Annotated in this window: 12 protein-coding genes; 3 read left to right on the top strand and 9 right to left on the bottom strand. The window is 74.0% G+C overall.

Annotated features, from left to right (window positions below):
* Window positions 1-12 precede the first annotated feature (12 nt).
* Together WME90_RS02840 and WME90_RS02835 are read right to left on the bottom strand one after the other, a co-directional pair.
* Window positions 13-2202: a bifunctional alpha,alpha-trehalose-phosphate synthase (UDP-forming)/trehalose-phosphatase gene (locus tag WME90_RS02840; RefSeq protein ID WP_437279507.1), complete on the bottom strand. Its 2190-nt coding sequence runs from the start codon at window positions 2200-2202 to the stop codon at window positions 13-15.
* A gap of 99 nt (window positions 2203-2301) precedes the next feature.
* Window positions 2302-4005, bottom strand: a complete 1704-nt coding sequence (locus tag WME90_RS02835) for a serine/threonine protein kinase (protein WP_437279506.1) — start codon at window positions 4003-4005, stop codon at window positions 2302-2304.
* Window positions 4006-4467: 462 nt separating this feature from the next.
* Here WME90_RS02835 and WME90_RS02830 point away from each other — a divergent pair, with 462 nt between their 5' ends.
* The gene (locus WME90_RS02830; RefSeq protein ID WP_437279505.1) at window positions 4468-5436 is read left to right on the top strand and encodes a tetratricopeptide repeat protein; all 969 of its coding nucleotides are present in this window, start codon (window positions 4468-4470) and stop codon (window positions 5434-5436) included.
* A 52-nt stretch (window positions 5437-5488) separates the two neighbouring features.
* Here WME90_RS02830 and WME90_RS02825 read toward each other — a convergent pair whose 3' ends face one another.
* The gene (locus WME90_RS02825; protein WP_437279504.1) at window positions 5489-6871 is read right to left on the bottom strand and encodes a hypothetical protein; all 1383 of its coding nucleotides are present in this window, start codon (window positions 6869-6871) and stop codon (window positions 5489-5491) included.
* 407 nt (window positions 6872-7278) lie between these two features.
* Between WME90_RS02825 and WME90_RS02820 the strand changes: the two genes are divergently transcribed.
* A complete protein-coding gene (locus tag WME90_RS02820; RefSeq protein WP_437279503.1) occupies window positions 7279-8256 on the top strand; it encodes a hypothetical protein in 978 nt (325 codons plus the stop codon).
* A gap of 60 nt (window positions 8257-8316) precedes the next feature.
* On the opposite strand, the gene WME90_RS02815 is transcribed toward WME90_RS02820, so the two are convergent.
* Window positions 8317-9081, bottom strand: coding sequence for a hypothetical protein (locus tag WME90_RS02815; RefSeq protein WP_437279502.1), 765 nt, complete (start codon window positions 9079-9081; stop codon window positions 8317-8319).
* A gap of 43 nt (window positions 9082-9124) precedes the next feature.
* On the bottom strand, window positions 9125-11833 hold the full coding sequence (locus WME90_RS02810; protein WP_437279501.1) for a hypothetical protein: 2709 nt from the start codon (window positions 11831-11833) through the stop codon (window positions 9125-9127).
* 120 nt (window positions 11834-11953) lie between these two features.
* On the opposite strand from WME90_RS02810, the gene WME90_RS02805 reads away from it, so the two are divergent.
* Window positions 11954-13480, top strand: coding sequence for a WD40/YVTN/BNR-like repeat-containing protein (locus WME90_RS02805; RefSeq protein ID WP_437279500.1), 1527 nt, complete (start codon window positions 11954-11956; stop codon window positions 13478-13480).
* 28 nt (window positions 13481-13508) lie between these two features.
* On the opposite strand, the gene WME90_RS02800 is transcribed toward WME90_RS02805, so the two are convergent.
* The 4 genes from WME90_RS02800 to WME90_RS02785 all read right to left on the bottom strand — a co-directional run bounded on the left by WME90_RS02800 (window position 13509) and on the right by WME90_RS02785 (window position 18695).
* Window positions 13509-14414: a hypothetical protein gene (locus tag WME90_RS02800; RefSeq protein WP_437279499.1), complete on the bottom strand. Its 906-nt coding sequence runs from the start codon at window positions 14412-14414 to the stop codon at window positions 13509-13511.
* Window positions 14415-14424: 10 nt separating this feature from the next.
* Window positions 14425-15276 (bottom strand): hypothetical protein, encoded by an 852-nt coding sequence (locus WME90_RS02795; protein ID WP_437279498.1) that lies wholly within the window; start codon window positions 15274-15276, stop codon window positions 14425-14427.
* A 276-nt stretch (window positions 15277-15552) separates the two neighbouring features.
* Window positions 15553-17118 (bottom strand): vWA domain-containing protein, encoded by a 1566-nt coding sequence (locus WME90_RS02790; RefSeq protein WP_437279497.1) that lies wholly within the window; start codon window positions 17116-17118, stop codon window positions 15553-15555.
* Between the two features lie 11 nt (window positions 17119-17129).
* Window positions 17130-18695 carry a hypothetical protein gene (locus WME90_RS02785; RefSeq protein WP_437279496.1) on the bottom strand — a complete coding sequence of 522 codons (1566 nt, stop codon included), beginning with the start codon at window positions 18693-18695 and terminating at the stop codon, window positions 17130-17132.
* Between the last annotated feature and the right edge of the window lie 30 nt (window positions 18696-18725).

The following is an 18725-nucleotide window of genomic DNA, read 5'->3' as shown; positions in this document are numbered from 1 at the left end:
CAGCGCGAGCCCTCAGGCGACGAGCGCGCGCAGCAGGCGACGCGCCGACGCCGGGTCGGGCAGCTGAAACGCCGCGGAGCTCTCCCCGCCGCCCACGTGGATGGTGAGCGCGGTCGGGGGGAGCGCCGCGAACAGATCCTCGTCGGTCCTGTCGTCGCCGAGCGCGATCGCCACCGCGTCAGGACCCATCGTCGCGAGCACCCGCGGCACGATCACCCCCTTGTTGACCCCGCGGAGCCGCGCCTCCAGCACCTTCCGGCCAGGGATGAGCTCGAGATCGTGCTCGCGCAGCGCCTCGTCGAGCTCCGCGGGCACCTCGCGGGCCATCTGGCTCGCGAGCTCCGGATCGGCGTTCCGGTAGTGCCACGCGATCGACACCATCTTCTCCTCGATGAAGCTGCCCGCCGTGCGGTCGACGAAGCCCTGGAGGCGCTCGCGGACCTTCGGCTTCCAGTCGAGCGCGGCGTCGCGGAGCGCGACCCAGGGCTCGCCGGGCGCGGCGCGGGAGAAGAACCCGTGCTCCGCGTGGAGGCTGATGGGCAGCTCGCCCAGCCACCGCTCGAGGTCCTCGCGCGGCCTGCCGCTCACGACGTGCACCTGCGTCCGCGGGCGCGCCGCGAGCTCGCGCAGCTCGGTGATGAGCTCCTCGTCGGGCTGCGCGAGCTCGGGCATGGCCGCGAGCGGGACGAGCGTTCCGTCGTAGTCGAGCATCACGATCAGCGACGGCGCGCTCCGCGCGCTCGCGATCGTGTTCAGCTGGGGCGCGCCCTCGCGCCGCCGGGCGGACCCCACCGCGGGCGGAGCGCCGCTCGCGCGCTCGAGATCGTTCAGGAAGCAGTGCGACCAGCGGTGCGCGTCGTGCGTCACGACGCGGCGCCGGAGCGCCTGCATCCGGACGCGCTGCTCGGACGGCGACATGACGAGCGCCCGCTGGATCGTCGACGCCACCGCGTCGATGTCGTGCGGGTTGACCTGGAGCGCCTCGATCAGCTCGGCGGCCGCGCCCGCGAACTCGCTCAGCACGAGGACGCCGGTGTCGTCGATCCGCGAGGCCACGTACTCCTTGCAGACGAGGTTCATCCCGTCGCGCAGCGGCGTCACCATCATCACGTCGGCAGCTAGGTAGAGCGCGACGACATCGGCCATGGGCATCGACCGGTGCAGGAAGTGGATCGGGACGTCGTCGAGCGTCCCGTAGCTGCCGTTGATGCGGCCGACGAGCTCGTTCACGACGCGCCGGAAGTCGGCGTAGGCGTCGACCTTCTCGCGCGTCGGCACCGCGAGCTGGATGAACCGCACCTTGCTCCGGAGCTCGGGCTCGCGCTCCAGGAAGCGCTCGATCGCGAGCATGCGCCGCGGGATCCCCTTCGTATAGTCGAGCCGATCGACGCCGAGCACGATCTTCCGTCCCTGGGCGCGCTCGCGGATGCGCCGCGCCTCGGCGCGGACCTCCTCGTCCCGCGCGAGCCGCACGAACTCGTCGACGTCGATGCTGACCGGATAGGCGCCGAGCCGCACCCTCCGCCCCTCGTACGCGAGCGTCTCCAGCTCGGGATCGAGCCCGAGCACGCGCGCGGCGGAGTAGACGAAATGGTACCGATAGGACGTCGTGTGGAACCCGACGACGTCGGCGCCGAGCATGCCGCGCAGCACCTGCTCCCGCCAGGGCAGGATCCGGAAGACCTCGGCCGCGGGGAAAGGGATGTGCAGGAAGAAGCCGATCCGCGCGTCGGGGATGCGCCTCCGCAGCATCGCCGGCACGAGCGTGAGCTGGTAGTCGTGGATCCACACCCTGTCGCCCGGCCTGTACCGGGCGACGATCGCGTCGGCGAAGCGCTCGTTCACCGCGCGGTAGCTCTCCCAGTCGTGCCGGGCGTCGAGGTGCAGCTTCTCGACGAGGTAGTGGAACAGCGGCCACAGGACGCCGTTCGAGAAGCCGTCGTAGTAACGGCTCACCTCGGCCGAGGTGAGGTGGACGGGGACCGCGCCGAGCTGCTCGAGCCGCTCCTCGACGTCGCGGCGCTGCTCCTCGGTGAGGCGCTCGAGGTCGCCCGGCCAGCCGAGCCAGAGGCCGCCGTGACGCTCGTGGGGGCCCCGGAGCGCGGTCACGAGGCCGCCCGCCGAGGGGACGACGGAGACGTCTCCCTGCTCGGCGTGGACGGTCACGGGAAGGCGGTTCGAGACGATGAGCAGGCGGGACATGCGCAGCCAGGAAGCTAGCGCATGGCCCCTGCACCGCGCCCTTGCGGCGCGGTGAAATCAGGGGCGAGCCGACGACGCTCGTCAGGCGCGCCCTGATCTCTACCTGTCGATCCGGATCGACGGCGCCGTGTTCTCGGGAGCGCTCGGCTTCGACGTGGCCGTGGGCGCAGCGGGGCGGGTGGGGCGACCCCAGTTTCTCCTGCCGCCCGAGCTTGGTTGCGACGGCTCCTCTGTCTTCGCAGGCGCGGCCACCTGCGCGAGCCGTGCGACGGTCTGCACGGACATCTCCGACGGCCCCTGGACGATGGAGTAGGGCTGGAAGCCTTCCTTCTGCAGGGTCAGCCGGCGAGGCGACGCGCGCACCTGGTCGTTCGCGATCGAGAGCTGCAGCGGCGTCTGCCCGAGCGACTTCCCGTCCTCGAGGACGTCGGCGCCGGCCGGGATCGACTCGATGATCAGCATGAACGAGGGCGCGCCCTTGTGTTCGCTGGGCGCTTCGGTCGCCGCGGGCGCCGTCGTGGGCGCGGCCGTGGGCACCGGCGTGGCCTCGCTCTGCGCGGGGTTGCGCGTCAGCACGAACGCGACCGCCGCCACGATGACCGCGCCGATGGCGGCGAGGATCGCCGCCTTGCGCCCCCCGCCGGAGCGGGTCTCCTGCGCGCCGGCTACGGTCTTGGACGCGTCCGTCGCGGTCGCAGCGGCGCCCGGCCCCGAACCGACGCCGGAGGTGCGCCCGCTCGCCTCGTCGTCGCTCGACGGCGCCGGGAGCGTCACCGCGTCCTTCAGCGCTTGCACCGTGGACGAACGCGACGAGATCTGCACGCCCGGCAGCGACTCGAACGAGGTGATCTGCGTGCCGCCGAAGGCGGTCGTCACACCCATGCCGCGGGCGCACTCGCCGAGGCCCTGGATGAGGGCGTCCATCGTCGCGGGCCGGCCGTCCGGATCCTTGGCGAGGCAGCGCATCACGAGCGCCTCGAGCGGCTCCGGGATGTCGACGTCCGGGTTCCGCTCCTTCATGCGCGGCACCGGCTGCTGGAGGTGCGCCATCAGGATCTGGATCGACTTCTCGGACTCGAACGGGACCTTCCCGCAAAGCATCTGATAGAGGATGACGCCGAGCGAGTAGATGTCGGTCCTGAGATCGACCTTGCCGTGGGAGATCTGCTCCGGCGACATGAAGCGGGGCGAGCCAAGGAACGCGCCCTGCTGCGTGAGCTCCTCCGAGTCGTCGCCGAGCTGCTTCACGAGGCCGAAGTCGAGGATCTTGACGGCCTCTTCCGCGTCCTCGTTCGACACGAGCATGACGTTCGACGGCTTGAGGTCGCGATGGACGACGCCGTGCTTGTGCGCCTCGCGCAGCCCGCGCGCGATCTGCCGCGCGATGCGCATGGCCTCGGGCGGCGGCAGGCGCCCTTGCCGGCGCACGCGCCGGAAGAGCGTCTCGCCCTCGAGGAACTCCATCGCCATGAAGAACCGGTCCTGATCATCGGCCTCGATGCGGCCGTAATCGAAGACGGTGACGATGTTCGGGTGCTGGAGGCGCGCGAGGATGCTCGCTTCGAGGAAGAAGCGCTTGTGGAAGTTCGGGTCGAGCTGCCGCGAGGCCTGGTTCGGGATCAAGACCTTGATCGCCACCGGGCGCCCGAGCGGGATCTGCTCGCCGCGATAGATCGTGCCCATGCCGCCGGTCGCGAGCTGGGAAAGGATCTTGAACTTTCCGTTGAGCACCTTTCCGAGCAACGGATCGATCGGCTCGCTGCGCGCTACTTCATCGACGACGTTTTCGTTGGCACCACTCATATGAACTCCGTCGCCTTCCCCGTGCGGGCGCGGGCGAGCCCTCCCCTCGGTGACGATGCCTCGCGATGCGTGAGCCTGGACCTCATGATCGTGGGGAACGTCGGCGCGTGGGGCCGTCGGGGCAGTCTAAACGGAAGAAATGTCCTTGGCGACCTTTCCTCGATCGCCACGACGATCGCCCCGCTCGTGAGGCCGGGACCCCCGACAAAGACGCCGTCCGGGAGGCGCTGCACCATGCGCCGTGCGCCATAGCCCCGATCGGCGGGAACCGCCAGTTGCTGGCATCGAGCCTCTGCATCGCACCTTCGCGCCACGAGATCCTGCGAGCAGAGTACACTGCTCCGCGCCCGCGCGATGCCCTTCCGAGCGTCCTTGTCAGGTCCGCCTCCGGACGCCCCAGCGCGCCGGACGTCCCTGCCGGTCCTCTCACCCTTCCGGGCGGGGGCGAGGTAGTAGAGAAGGATGCGACCGGATCGCGCCATACTGCGCTGGTGGAGGGGGAGAGAGTACCGGCGCCTACTCGACGCGGCCGCGTCCGAGCTCGCCGGCTCGCGCCACGCCGACGCGGAGGCGACGTGCGCGCGGGCGCTCCGGATCGCCGAGGAGATCTACGGCGCCGGGGACGCCGAGCTGACCGCGCCGCTCTATGCGCTGAGCTCGGCGCAGCTCGCGCAAGGGCGGCTGGACGAGGCGCGCGCGAGCTCCGCGAGGGCGATCTCCATCGCCGAGGCGGCGGCGAGCACCGATCCCCCGCTGCCGAGGCTGCTCGAGCAGCTCGCCGCCATCCTCGAGCGGCAAGGTGAGCTCGATGACGTCGAGGCGCTGTTCCGCCGGATGCTCGCGGGTTACGAGCGGATGCGCGAGCCCGACGCCATCGAGCTGTCGGCGCTGCTGAACCGGCTCGGCTTGCTGCTCGGCAGGCGGGGGGCGCGCGCCGAGGCGGCGACGCTCTTCCGGCGGGCGATCGCGCTGCGGGAGGGCGCGCTCGGCGCCTGTCACGCGCTCGTCGCAGAGGCGCTCTACAACGCCGCCACGTTCCTCGAGGACGGCCGCCCGGCCGACGAGCGGGAGGCGATGCTCCGGAGGGCGCTGGAGATCGCCGAGGCGGACTCCGGCGTGGAGGGGGCGCTCCTCGCGTCGATCCTGCACAACCTGGCGGCCGCGCGGGAGGCGCTCGGGGACGCGGCCGAGGCGGCGACGCTGTACGAGCGCGCGCTCGCCGCGCGGGAGGCGCTGGCCGGGGCCGCCCACCCGTCGCTCCGGCCGACGCTGGTCCGGCTCGCGCAGGTCCACCACGCCGCGGGGCGGCCGTCCGCGGCGCTGCCGCTGTACGAGCGCGCGCTCGCGCTCGCCGAGCAGGAGCTCGGGGCGGAGCACCCGGTGGCCACGGCGATCGGGGCCTGGATGGAGGAGGCGCGGAGCCGGAGCTGACGCCGCCGCTCTCGCGCGGGCGGGCGGTGGACAGGCCGGCGGAGCGGCGTGCTCAGCGGTCGACCGGCGGCGGATCGGCGCCTTCGTGCCAGCGCGTGACGAGCTCCGGAAGGACGGTCGAGGCCATCTGGAGCAGGTGCGCCATGTGGTGCTCGGGCGTGTTCCCCCGGAACCCGCGGACGTGGAGCTTGCCCACGCTCGCCTCGGTGGTCGGGATCATCTGCTTCTCGAGCTTCTTCGAGACGGCGCCCTCGGCCGCGCGGAGCCGCAGGTGCGGCGGCGCGTCCGACGCGGGCGACCGCTCGACGTGGTGCCCTGCCGCCGCGTCGAGCAGGTAGCTGGCCGTCGCGGAGGAGCTGGCGTACGCGATCGGGTCGATCTCCGAGTGCGTGATGGTGAAGAGCAGCTGCCCGGAGGCGGCGAGCTGCGCGGAGCGCGCGAACGAGGCGAGCTGCAGAGGGTTGAGCCCGCTCGGCTGCTCCGGGACGAAGCCGCAGTGGATGCCGTCCGTGACGAGGATCGCGTCGAGGGTCTCGGTGCCGCGGCGGAGCTCCAGGATCTTGGCGACCGCGCCGTAGCCCGCGCTCCACGAGGAGAGGGCGACCCGGCGGAGACGCGGGGTCGGCAGCCCGCGCTGCGCGAGCGCCCGGTCGATGTCCGCGAGCAGGCTCTCGTACACGCCCGGCGTCGCGTAGAAGTCCTCGTAGGCGCCCGAGCCGATGCCGAGGTTGATGACGGCGACCGCGGCGTTCAGCCCGGCGACCTCGGCGCTCTCGCGGACGAGCTGGGTGTTGCCGTGGAAGTGCAGCAGGAGATCGTAGCTCGACCCGGTGGGCCTGAACGTCTCGGGCGTGAAGAGCACGCCGCCGCGGATCGACGCGTACCCGTCGTGCCGGATCGCGGGCGGGGGCGTCGCCGGCGAGGGCGGGAGCGTCGCCGGCGCGGGCGTCGTCTGATGCCAGCGCGCGAGCCCCTCGGGCGCGACGGCCGCGTTCGCCCCGGCCTCCTCGCGCGCAGAGCGCAGCGTGAGGAGCGACGCGCGGCTGACAGGCGCCATGGTCCGGAAGGCCTCGGCGGAGGCGGCCGGGATCCTCGCGGCGATCCCGCGCGCGGCGGCGACGACGACGACGATCACCGTGGCCGCGGCCAGGACGAACGCCCCGAGGGCACGCCACACGCGCGCGCGGCGCTCGCCCGGCGAGGGCGCGGACCAGGAGCCGTAGGGCCCGACCCCGGCGACGGGGAAAGGCGGTGGCGCCCCCTGCAGCGTTGGAGCGGCGAAGCCGGGAGGAAACGCTTGCTCCTGCGGCACGGGGACCGTGCCGAGGGGTGGAGGGTCGAAGGGGAGACCGCGATCCGGGCAACCCTGGACCACGGTGACGGGCGGCGGCGTGGGCGTCGGCGACAGGTCCGAAAGCGCCCCATCAGCGCGCACGTTTCCCTTCATTTTCGATACCCCTCCCTTACAACGGGGACACGGCGCCCGGCCTTGGCTCGCCAGGCGCTGCTTCTGTTCCGTGAGCGCGTTGCTTGGCGGCGACGCGCTGCGTTTCTGCTCCTGCCGTGAGCCCGGAAGGCGTCGCGGCAGGCGGAGCATCGACCAGTACGGTCTCGAGCTCAAGCGACAACCGTTCTGTACGCGCATATTTAAGCGTGGCCGTAATACCCTGGCCCCTTGTGGAACACGCGTGGAGCGCGCGTGGGCGAGCCTGCCGGGCCGCAGAGCGAGGGGCGGGCGGGATGTGCCTGCGGCCGTGCAGGTGCGCGCGCGGTGGCGCGAGCACGCCGGCGACGAAACGCACACTTGCGCCCCTCTCCCGCACCCACCAAGGTGCTCCGCGCTTGCTCTCCCGCGAGGTCCGCTTCCTGCTCGCAGCGACGCTGCTCCATGCCGCCATCCCGCTGCTCGCGCGGGTCGCGGGCAAGCCGGGGCCGGCGCTGGAGGCCCGCTCGAGCGACGCGCGCACGGAGGTGGAGATCGAGGTGGAGCCCGTCGCGCCGCCCCGACCGGAGCAACCGGAGCAGGACGAGGCGCGCGCGTTGCAGCCACGCGCGCCGGACGGGGCGCGGCCGCAGGAAGCGGAGCCGGTGCTCGGACGGACGGCGCGACGCGAGCGGCGCGTGCTGGAGGCGCCGGCGCCGCCGGAGGCTCCGAGCGAGCCCCGGGAGGGTCCCGTCGCGCCTCCGGCCCCGGCGCCATCGAACGAGTACGACGGGCCGCCGACCACCGAGGGGCCGCGGGGCGTGGCCGGGCTCGGGGGTGCGCCTGTGTGGCAGCTGCCCGGCGTCCTGCCGGACCGCGCGCGGCCTGCGCCGGCGCCGACCGCGCCGACCGCGCCGCGCGAGGTCTCGGTGGACCGGGCTGGCGAGGTGCTGCGCCAGGCGATGCGCGATCGAGACAAGACGCTGGGGCTGGATCTGCCCGCCGCCGGCACGGTCGCGTCCGTGGTGGCGGACGTGGTGCGCGCCGCCGAGACGCCCGCGACGGCGCGCGCGGTGTTCGAGGTCCAGCTGAGCGGCGCGGGCGCGGTGCTCGGGGTGCGCGCGCTGTCATCGACCGCCGGAGCGGCGGCGCTCTGGGCGCGGGTGGCGCGCGAGGCGGCCGCGCAGCTCGCCGGGCGCGTGCTCGCGATGACCGCCGCGTTCGCCAAGGGGGCGAAGGTCTACGTCACGGTGAGCTCGTCGGTGCAGATGCCGAGCGGCGCGACGTCGGGCGGGATCCACCAGCAGGGCTCGGGCTTCGGGTTCGACGTCGCCGACATCGGCGCCCGGCCCCGCCCCCTGGTCCAGTCGAGCTTTCGCGTCGAAGCGATCGACTGAGGCGCGCGGCGCGACGGAGGCGAGGCCACCGACGCGCGCGGCGACCGTGCGCGCGGGCGATCAGCGGTGCCGCTGCGCCGTCCAGCGCCTGTAGCGCGCGGCGCTCGCGGTAAGGCCGATCCAGAGCAGCCCGAGCACGCTCAGCGCCGCCGGGACGCCCGCGAGCCAGACGAGCACGGGCAGCGGGGGGCGCGTCGGACAGGGGCGCCTCGTGTCGAAGCGGCAAGCCTGGTGCCGCTCGATCTCGTCCGCTGCGGCGCGGACCTCGGCGACGTCGTCAGGCAGGCCCCGCAGGGCCGCAGCGGCCATCATGTAGGCCGCAGAGGCCGCTCGGTCGTGCGCCGGATCGGCCGGTACGCGGTCGCGCACGAGCTCGAGCAGCCGGGCGGCGCGCTGCGCCGGAGCCTGCTCGGCCAGCGCTCCGGCGAGGTGCCGCGCGAGCGCCTCGTCGAGCTGCAAGGCGCAGGCGACGGCGCGATCTTCGCCGAGCGTGAGGTAGACCGTCTCGCCCGACGCGGTCTGGCGCGGCTCCGTACCGGACACCGCGGCCGGCTTGCGCAGCGCGACCCGCGCCCCGCGGACGCAGATCGGGACCTTCGGGAGGGCGCGCAGGTGCACCGCGGCATAGCGCTGGTACGCGACGCCCGCGATCGCGCCGAGCGAGAGCGCCAGCGCGAGGAGCGCGGCGACCCCGCGAGCGACGGCGCCGGAGCCCGCGCCAACGCTGGCGCGCGTGGGCGGCGCGGCGCGCGCGGGCGGCGCGGCGCGCTCGTCGCCGGTCCCCGGCGCGGGAGCCGGCTCGCCGGAGGGCTCTCGGGACGACATGGCCGGCGGTATGGACAGCCGCGACGACGCTGTCAATGCGCCATCACGAAGGGGGCGCCGCGCCGGCGAGGCGCGCCACCTGCGCCCACGTGCGGGCCGCCTCCTCGTGCCCGGTCGCGGCCGCGAGCTGCGCCAGGAACTGCGCGCACGCCTGCTCGCCGTGGTGATCCTCGGCCTCGCGGGCGCGCGCGAGGGCGCTCAGCGCCTCGAGGAGCGCGCCCTCCGTGCGGCCCGCGGCAGCCAGCGCGACGCCGTACGCGAGCAGCGCCCGGGCCCTCTGCGAAGGCGACGCCTCGGCCTCCGCGGCGATCCGGAAGCGTCGGAGCGCCTCCTCCTTCGCGCCGCGCCCGAGCGAGATCAGGCCGGTCATGCGCTCGGCCAGATCGAGGTGCTCGCCGGTGCGGCGGAGCTCGCCCACGAGCCGCTCGAGCGTGCGGAGATCGCCTTGAACGAGCGCCTGCTTGGCCAGCTCCGCGAGGCGGACCGCGATGTCGTTCATCGACAGGACGGGCGACTCGGTGGTCTTCGCCAGCAGATCGCTGGGGGCGTCGCAGAACGGGAGGCCGACGTCCGGAGCCGTCGCGTCGGAGAAGTCCTCGGGCGCGTCGTCCTCGGGCGCCGCGAGAGCGCCGTCCGGCCGCGGCGCGCCCGGCGCGACGTCGCCCTCGCCCTCTGCATCGAGCGCGGAGCGCCTGCGGGGCACCGCGCGCGCCGAGCTGTCCGTCGCCCCGCCGGGCGCGTCGGGGCCGGAGCGCTCCCCGAGCGGCGCCGCGCGCTTCGGCTCCGGCGCGTCGCCGACCACCTCGATGGGCGTGCGGTAGGTCGGCGGCTGGCTCGAGGAGCTGTCCGGCGCCGCGTCCCGGTGCTCTCTCCCGGTCTCCTGCTCGTCGGCGAACGCGAGCAGCTCCGCGGCGGAAGCCTCGAGCAGCGCGTCGCCGGCGGCGCGCCCGGCGCGCCCGGCGAGCTCGGCCGCGGAGCGCCGGTCGCCCGCCTTCGCGGCGTGCCACGCGGCGTCGGCGAGGCCGAGCACGCTGGCGTGGTCCTCGACGACCCGCGCCGCGGCCAGGTGCCACGCGGCGCGCTCGCCCGGCGGGACGGCCGCGATCAGGGCGTCGCGCAGCGTGCGCGAGGAGAGCCGCAGCCAGCCTGGCTCCGGCCGGAAGACCCAGCCGGCGCCGAGCAGCGCCGCCTGCACCGCGGAGACCTTCGGCGCGCCGGTGCCGTCGCACAGCGCGTCGATCGCCGCGTCCGACGCGTCCCCGCCGAGCGTCGCGAGCGCGGTGAGCACCGTGCGATGGCCGATCGCGAGCAGGCGCAGGCGACCCTCGATCGAGCGGAACGCGGGGGGCGCCGCGAGCTCGGCGCCGGTCATGGTGCGCGCGGGCTTGCCCCGCCCGGCGCTGCGCCGGCGCGGCCCGACGCTCCTGCCGATCCAGCGCAGCGCGCCGCTCTCCAGGGCCTCGCACAGGAGCTCGCGCACGGCGAGCGGGAAGGCGGGCGCGCGCGCGGCCCAGCGGCGCGCGCCCGCCTCGTCGATGCAGCCGTCGAGGAGCCCGCGGACGAGATCCTGGGCGCCCGGCGCGGGGAGCGGCCCCAGCGCGACCGTCGCGGCGGGCGTGAGCGCGGTGAGCGGCGCGGGGAGCGGCTCCGAGCGCCCGAGCCGGACGACCGCGCGCAGGCCGACGCCCTGCTCCAGGGCGAGGGCGATCGCGTCGAGGCTCGCGGCGTCGACCTCGGAGGCGTCGTCGACGGCGAGCAGGCCGACGCGGACGTCGGACGGCGCGAGCCACGCGGCGAGCACCTCGGCGGCGCTCCTCGGCTCGACGCCCTCGCCGGCGAGGAGCCGCGCGAGCGCGGGCTTCAGCCGATCCGGGAGCGCCGGCGCGCGAGCGCGGCTCTTCTCGGCGCGGAGCGCCGCGCGCGCGAGGGCGCGCCGGAGCGCGCCGAACGGCTCGCGCGAGGCCCCGATCGGCGCGACGAAGAGGCTCCGCGACGGCGCGAGGAGCCTCTCCAGCTCGTGGAGCAGCCGCGTGCCGCCGGCGCCGGGCTCGGCGCGGACGATCGCGAGGGAGCCGGGGGGCACGGCGAGCTCGGCGAGCTCGGCGTCGCGGCCGACGAGAGGCGGCTTGCACAGGCGCGCCACGCTCTCGGCGACCTGCCTGCGCAGCGGCTGCTGCGCGTCGAGGCGGAGGCCGCGCACCCGGCGCGCGCCGTCGACGCCGCGGTGGACGCCGAGGGTCATGAGCTCGCCCGAGAGCACGGCGGGGAGCGCGGGATCGAGGAGCACGTCGCCGGGGAGCGCGACGCGGGCGAGCATGACGGCGACGAGCAGCGGCTGCCCCCAGGAGAGCGCGGTGAAGCGCCCCGCCTCGCTGACGTAGGTCATCTCCCCCTGCGCGATGCCGACCGCGAAGCGCGCGTCGGGGTGCACGGCCGCGTCCTCCGCGGCGAGGGCGGCGAGCAGCACGGCTTCCTCGCTGTCGTCGGGGGTGAACTCGAACGAGAAGGTCTGCGCGCTCCAGGCGCACAGGGTGGCGCCGAGCGCCTCGGCGCGCTTCTTCAGCGCGAGCGCCCTCGGGAGGTAGCTCGCGTCGCCGCACGCCGCGCCGTCCGGCGCGCCCTTCTGGCGCGACGGTGGCCGCTGCGCCCGCGGCGCGCCGCGGCGGCCGGGCCACGGCGCGACCGCGTCCGTGCTGTCTGGCTGCGAGAGGGCCGCAGTACCTCGAAAGGACACGACGATGCGCGCCGGCATTGCCGCAAGTGTAGCGGGGCGCGGAGGGCGCGTGGGCGGTTCTCGGCGCGCGGCGCGCATGGGCGCGACGCCGATCGGCGTCGCGCGGCGCCCCGCGCGCGGCGGTACGATGGCCGCTCGATGCAGTCTCTTTCCACGCCGGCCCGCCGGCAGCCGCCTCGCCCGGCGTGCGGCGCCGCGCTCGTCGCCGCGGCGCTCGCGACGGCGCCCTCCCCTGCCGCTGCGAACGGCGTCTTCCCCGCCGCGGACCAGATCGTGTTCGACCCGGCGGACCCGGCGCGCGCCATCGCCCGGATGACGTACGGCCTGCTCGCCACGCAGGACGGCGGCGCGAGCTGGCGTTGGATCTGCGAGGGCGCGGTCGGGTACGACGACACGGGCGGCCAGTCCCCGCCCATCGCCGCGGCGTCGGACGGCAGGGTGCTCGCCGCGCTGAGCGATGGGCTCGCGATCGGCACGGAGGGCGGCTGCGCCTGGACGGGCGCCGCGGAGCTGGCGGGGCAGGCGGTGATCGATCTCTCGGTCCAGCAGGGCGATCCGTCGCACGTCGTCGCGGTCGCCGCGGGGATCAGGCACGCCCTCTGGGCGTCGCGCGACGGCGGCGCGCGCTGGGCCAGCGCGGGGACGCCGCTCCCGCCGGAATTTCTGGCGAGGACGGTCGACGTCGCCCCGTCGGATCCGCGGCGCGTCTATGTGAGCGGACTCGCGCGCGAGGAAGGCTCGGTCAAGGGGGTGATCGCGCGCTCGTTCGACGGCGGAGAGACGTGGGCGACCTCGGCGGTGCCGGGGAGCACGACCTCGCGCGAGCCGTACATCGCAGGGGTCGACCCGCGCGACGCCGACGTGCTGTACGTGCGGATCGCGAGCGCGCCGGGGCGCCTCTTCGTTTCGAGGGACGGCGGCGGGTCGTTCGCGCCGGTGTTCGAGACGGAGGGCTTCGTGCGCGCGTTCGCGATCTCGCCCGACGGCGCGGCGGTGGCGGTGGGCAGCGACATCGACGGCGTCTTTCGCGCGCCCTCGGCGACGCTCGCGTTCGAGCGCGTCTCTGGCGTGGCGCCGCGCTGCTTCGCGTGGACGGAGGCAGGCCTTTACGCGTGCGCCAGCGAGTTCCTGGACGGCTTCACGATCGGCCGCTCGCTCGACGGCGGCGCGACGTTCGAGCCGCTGCTCCGGCAGGCGTGCCTCCGCGGCCCGCTCGACTGCGCGGCGAGCACGGCGGTAGGGACCCTCTGCCCGACGGACTGGCCGCGCGTTGCGCTGATGACGGGCCACGAGGACTGCACCCCGGACGCCGGCGCGCCCGAGGGCGGCAGCGACACCGGCGCTGGAGCGAGCGGCGCGGCCGGCGCGAGCGGCGCGGCCGGCGCGGCCGGCGCGAGCGGCGCGGCCGGCGCGAGCGGCGCGACCGGCGGCGGAGCGACGGCCGCGAGCGGCGGAGGAGCGGGAGCAGGCGCCGGCACGGGTCCGGAAGGGCTGGGCAGAGGCGCCGGGCCGAGCGATGCGGGCGGGTGCGGCGCCGGCGGCGCGGGCGCCGGCTGGGCGGGCGTGCTCGCCGCGGCGAGCCTGCCGGCGATCGCGGCCGCACGCCGGCGCAAGGCCGGCGGCATCACGGGGGGCGCTGCCAGCGGGGATCGAGGCCGCAGGTAGAAGGCGGGGTAGAACGAGGAGCGCGCCGTCAGGGAGCGATGACGACCCGCTGCGTGGCCGTCGCGACATCGCCGTTCGGATCCTCCAGGGTGATCTCGACGTCGAGCGCTTGCCCCCGGACGGCCTCGACCGGGAGCCCCCGGTCCACCTGAAAGCGCACGCCATCGATCTCGCAGACTTCCTCTCCTGCCCTGTGCAGCGTGACCTGCGCGGTGAAGGGGAGGAGCTCGAACTCCAGCTCGGGGAAGTACCCCTCCACGGTCAGCCGCGAGCCCATCTGGCGAAGGCCGGTCACGCGCAGCGCGAGCCACACGTGGTGGCCCCCTTGAGGGCCCGCTTCGATCGGCACCACCTCGCCATCCTCCAGCGAGGCGAACGCGCTTTGCCCCTGCCCGATTTCGACCGCGGGATCGCCAGAGGATGGCGTCTTGCACGCGTCGCTCGCCGACGCGATCCACAGCGGATCGTGGTCGGCGAGGGCGGAGGGCGCGATGAAAGGATCGACGCACGCCCCCGCAGCGCAGGTCGCGCTCGCAGCGCACGTGGTCGCGCAGCACGCCTCGTCGAGCGAGACGGGCAAAAGCACGCTCCGCCCGCCGGCCGCGCGGGTCGCGGCCCTCCGCGTCACGAGGGGAGAGTCCTCGCCCTCGCGGAACGCCGCGATGGACAGCTCGACCTCCGCGCCGTCCCGCGCCGGCCCCACAGGGAGCTCCGCCGGGAGCGACAGCTCTCCCTTCCGATAGGAGAGGCGCTCGGTGCGCGTGACGACGCCGTCCACCTTCGTGATCGTCTCGATGTGATGGAACTCGAAGCCGACCGCCATATCCGTCGTGAGGCCGACCACCACGAGCGCATCGGCCGCGTCGCTCCCACAACCTGCGGAGCACAGGAGGAGCAGCGCGAGCAGCGTCTCGGGGGTCGGCCGCACGCTCACCTGAAGACGATCAGCCCGACGTGTGCGATGAACGCTTGCGACGCCGCGCGGCCCAGCCCGCCGCGGCCGCGAGCGCGGCGAACGGCGCCACGAGGGATGTCTTGCTCGCGGGCCTGTAGGCGCACATGCCGGCGGAGAGGTCCCCGTCGATGCCATCTGGACCGATGGTGACCTCCCCCTCCACCTCGGCCTCCACGCTGATGCCCTGCGCGAGCAGCGCGTTCACGCACGCGGGGATCTGCGAGCCGGAGATGATGTACTTCCCACCACAGAAGAGCGCGCCGTCGCCGCTGCAGGAAGCATCGCAGTTCGCCCGGAACTCGTGCTCGCAGTCCTCGAACTCCTCGTTCTGGCATGTGGTCTGGCAATCCATGTTCGCGTCGGCCGTGCACGAGCCGCCGCAGCACTCGATGCAGTGCTGATAGCAGTCGCCATCCACCGTCACGCACTGGGCGTCGCACTCGCTGTCGCAGTTCGCATCCCACGTGGCGGCGCACTGGGCGGCATCGACGGCGCCGGAGCACTCGACGTCCCGCGTGGTGGTGCACTCCGTGAAGCAGTTGTGGGAGCAGGTGATCGCGACGCCGCGGTCACATTCCCCCGAGCACTGCTCGGTGCAGCTGTCCGTGCAGGTCGCCTCCGCCGAGAGGGTGCACTCCGTCTTGCAGACCGGTACGAGCCTCGTGGCGCACGCGGTCTTGTAGATCCCGAGCTCGCTGCAGCCCGCGGAGCACTCGCCCGTGACGCGCACTTCGCAGTTCGACAGCCCTTCGAAGCGAATGTTGCCGCACTCCGGGACACCCGCGCTCGCCGGGAGAGCGGCCGTCAGACAGACGGTGATACTCGCCAACCCAAGAAGCATGGATCTTCGCATAGGTGAACTCTCCTCCTCGACGGCCGCCGAAATTCGATCCTACACAAGGCCATTGCCGCACGGAAGCGACATCTCCGCGGCGCACGTTTGCGGCACACCGGACGCGTTGTTGAGCACGCGGGCACGCCGAGCGCATGTGGAGACGTGGAGACGTCGAACGGCGTGATGAGGGGATCGAGGTGAATGCGGGGCGACGGGCGCGGCGCCTGCGTCGTTTGCGCGTCGTCGTCACCTAGCGCGCGCTGGCGGCGCGGCGCGCGGGGCTCAATCGGCGGGCCAGGGGTTCGGCGGATCGGCCGGCGTGTAGGGCTGCACGTTCGCCTCCGCCGTGATGAGGTTCTCGATGAACAGATCGACGTAGCGCAGGTCGTCCTCGACGTCGGGGTCCGGATGATCCGCGAGCCACGCCTCGACGTTCGGCCGCAGCGCCTCGAGCGTGCGCCGCGCGGTGCGCGGATCGGCGTCCGCGGCGAGCTGGGCGGCGAGCTTGAACCCGGCGAACAGGTTCAGCATCACGAAGCCCTTCTCGACGGTATCGCCGGAGAAATAGCCGGCCTCGGGCGGCGCGTCGGGCGCGCTCGGCGCCTCGATGTCGACCTCTTGCGCGTGCGCCTCGCCCGTCAGCGGGTGCTTCCATGACAGCGCGAGGCTGCCCACGGCGCGAGGGTCTTCGACGCCTCGCTGGTCGGGCTTCGGCACGAGCTCGAGCAGGATGGCGCCTCCCCCGCCGCGCCGACCGGAGCCGACCGGCTCCGCCGCGCTCGTCCGGCCGGCGAGGAAGAGGCTCGGGATGTGCACTGCGCCGCCGCGCTCGCCGCCCTGCCAGCCGTTCGTGCCGTAGGCGCCGCGCACGGCGTAGCCGTCGCCCACGGCCACGTCGAGCTCGACGTCGAGCGCCAGGGGCACGAGGAACGTCTTCACCTCCTCGGTGAAGACCTCCTCCACCGCCTTCGGGTCCTCGAGGAAGTAGAAGTTGCCCGCGCCGACCTCGCTGATCCCGCGCATCGCGTCGACGTCGAACTCGGCCCCGACGCCGACGGCCGTAAGGCCGATCCCCTTCTCCGCGTACCCAGCCGCCAGCGACACGAGCCGCTGAGGCGAGGTGAGCCCGGCCGTGGCCACGCCGTCGGACAGGAAGATCACGCGGTTCTGCCACGCCGGATCGAGGTGCCGCTCGGCGAGCGCATACGCGGTGAAGAGCCCCTCGTACAGGTTGGTCGACCCCCGCGCGGTCAAGCCCTCGAACGCCTCCGTAAGCGCCTCCCTGTCCGAGCCCTCCACCTGCTCGAGGACGACCTCGGCGGCGTCCGAGTAGCGGACGAGCGAGATCCGGTCGGTCGGCTCGAGGGCGTCGATCATCTCGACGAGCCCCGCCCTCACGTAGGCGATCGGGTCCCCTTCCATCGAGCCGCTCGTGTCGACGGCGATGACGAGGTGCAGCGGCGGCCGCTCGATCGCGCCGAGGTCCACGGGCGAGTTCATCCCGATCTGGATGAGCGTGCAGGGCGACCCGCTGATCATGTTGCCCATGATCCCGAGCAGCCCGTGCATGCACACGTCCTCGCCGCAGGTCGCGGCCGGGTAATCGAGCTTGTGCTCGGCGAAGAAGCCGACGTCGTCGAGCGTGTCCGGCCCGGGGATCTCGCCGTCCTCCAGGATCTGCCGGAACAGGCCGAAGTCCTGCGATCCTCCCTGGGAGACGCCCACGCTGCCCGGGGACCCGGGATCCGCGGGCATGGCGGCGCGCTCTGATGAGCTGTCGGCGCAGCCGGCCGCGCCGAGGGCGGCGGCGGCGCCGAGCGCGAGGATGTCATGGATTCGGAGCTTCATGGCGTGACCTCCTACGGCGCCGCGGTGGCGGCGACCAAGACCGACTCGAGAAGGCGCGGTTGATCGATGGGAACGGTGAAGCACTCCGCGTCGCGCACGGGCATGTCGTCGGCGCGCACGAGGAAGAGCGTTCCGGCGCCCCCGGCGAGCTCCGCGCTCTCGCCGGGCCGCAGCGAGACGACCCCGGAGACGCCCTCGCCGAGGAGCGACGCCTCCAGCGGCTCGACGAGGCTGCCGCAGGCATCGTGGAACGCATCGCAGCCCTCGAGCGGCGAGAGATCGGCCGTGAAATCGGCGGTGGCCTGCCGATCGACCATCGACCAGCGGGCGAGCACGTTGCCTCGCAGCGCGAGCACGGCGTGCGTCGCGCTCTCGATGTGGATGCCGCGCGCGAACGCGGGCTGGCTCCGCGGGAGCTCCGGGTACTCGCCGCTGCCGTCGATCGCGACGGAGCTCACGCGGAGGACGTCGCCCTCGCTGAACGGGATCGCCTCGGCAGGAGCGCAGAGGAAGAAGGTCTCGCCGCGATCGAGCGTGAGCGCATGGCAGCCGTCCGGAGACGATGTCACGCCGGTGAGGACCCCTGTCGCGTGGAGGGGCACGGTCCAGTCGAGCCCGATCTCCGTGGCGGGATCGCCGCATGCGCCCGCGGGAGACGGCGTCTCGAGGGGCGGCGCCGGGAACACCGCCGGGTGCTCGGCGAGCTCGAGCCTGGCCCCGGCGCGCCGAAGCGCGATCATCCGAGTCGGCTGCGGGTTCTCCGTCGACGTGACGAGCACCTGCTCCGGAAACGCCGCCGCGGACCACGCGAGGAGCGTGAGCGGCAGCCCGTCGGCGTCTATCATATAAGCGTCGCACCCCGCGTTGCGCAGCGGGAGCGCGCGGCCGGGCGCGATGAGCCAGGTCTCGGCGCTCGCGAACAGCTCGCGCGAGAGGGAGCTCGTCGGGTCGGCGAGCACGACGCTGCAGTCGACCCGCACCGACTCCCGGAGGCGCCGCACGCGGATGAGCTGCTCGGTCTCCGTCGTGTTGCCGATCACGAGCGACGCGAGCTCCTGCGGCTGGGGCGGCACGCACCCCTCGGCCCCATCGCACGGAGGCGGCTCGTAGCTCGTGGCCACGCACGCCAGGCTGCCCGCCATCAGCGCCAGTCGGTGCGCGACCGGGCGCGCGGGCTCCGGCCGCGCCATCGCCTCGCCGAGCACACGGTACGAGGCGAGGAGGACCGGAAGCGCGATGAGGTCCGTCGGGTCGACGGTGATCCGCCACGGGAGCGGCGTGAGCGCCATGAGCCCCTCGACCGCACGGGCGGCCTCCGGAGCGAGCTTGATGGCCGAGAAGACCACGCCCGTGACGACGTGCGCGCCGAGGAAGCCGCGGCGCGAGGTGACGCGGAGGAGCGAGGCGAGGACCGCGGGCGCGACAAGGAGCCCCGCGAAATCGCTGAGCTTCCCCGTCAACCAACCAGGGAGCAGGCCGGAGCCCTTGAGGGCATGATCGTTGAGGACGAGGAAGGCCAGGGCTCCTATCCATACGGGGTGAAGGAGCGTTCGAGTTGAGCGCAGATCTCGATCCATCGGAGCTGTCCTTCCGTGTGATCAGAGGCC

It is taken from the genome of Sorangium sp. So ce375, assembly GCF_051473855.1.
GTDB lineage: Bacteria > Myxococcota_A > Polyangia > Polyangiales > Polyangiaceae > Sorangium.
This window is presented reverse-complemented; position numbering and strand designations above follow the sequence as displayed.

Excerpts from the sequence above, each read along its gene's own strand:
- WME90_RS02790 (WP_437279497.1), bottom strand. The coding sequence starts at position 17,118 with ATGAAGCTCCGAATCCATGACATCCTCGCGCTCGGCGCCGCCGCCGCC.
- WME90_RS02810 (WP_437279501.1), bottom strand. The coding sequence starts at position 11,833 with ATGCCGGCGCGCATCGTCGTGTCCTTTCGAGGTACTGCGGCCCTCTCG.
- WME90_RS02830 (WP_437279505.1), top strand. The coding sequence starts at position 4,468 with ATGCGACCGGATCGCGCCATACTGCGCTGGTGGAGGGGGAGAGAGTAC.
- WME90_RS02795 (WP_437279498.1), bottom strand. The coding sequence starts at position 15,276 with ATGCTTCTTGGGTTGGCGAGTATCACCGTCTGTCTGACGGCCGCTCTC.
- WME90_RS02840 (WP_437279507.1), bottom strand. The coding sequence starts at position 2,202 with ATGTCCCGCCTGCTCATCGTCTCGAACCGCCTTCCCGTGACCGTCCAC.
- WME90_RS02835 (WP_437279506.1), bottom strand. The coding sequence starts at position 4,005 with ATGAGTGGTGCCAACGAAAACGTCGTCGATGAAGTAGCGCGCAGCGAG.
- WME90_RS02805 (WP_437279500.1), top strand. The coding sequence starts at position 11,954 with ATGCAGTCTCTTTCCACGCCGGCCCGCCGGCAGCCGCCTCGCCCGGCG.
- WME90_RS02815 (WP_437279502.1), bottom strand. The coding sequence starts at position 9,081 with ATGTCGTCCCGAGAGCCCTCCGGCGAGCCGGCTCCCGCGCCGGGGACC.
- WME90_RS02785 (WP_437279496.1), bottom strand. The coding sequence starts at position 18,695 with ATGGATCGAGATCTGCGCTCAACTCGAACGCTCCTTCACCCCGTATGG.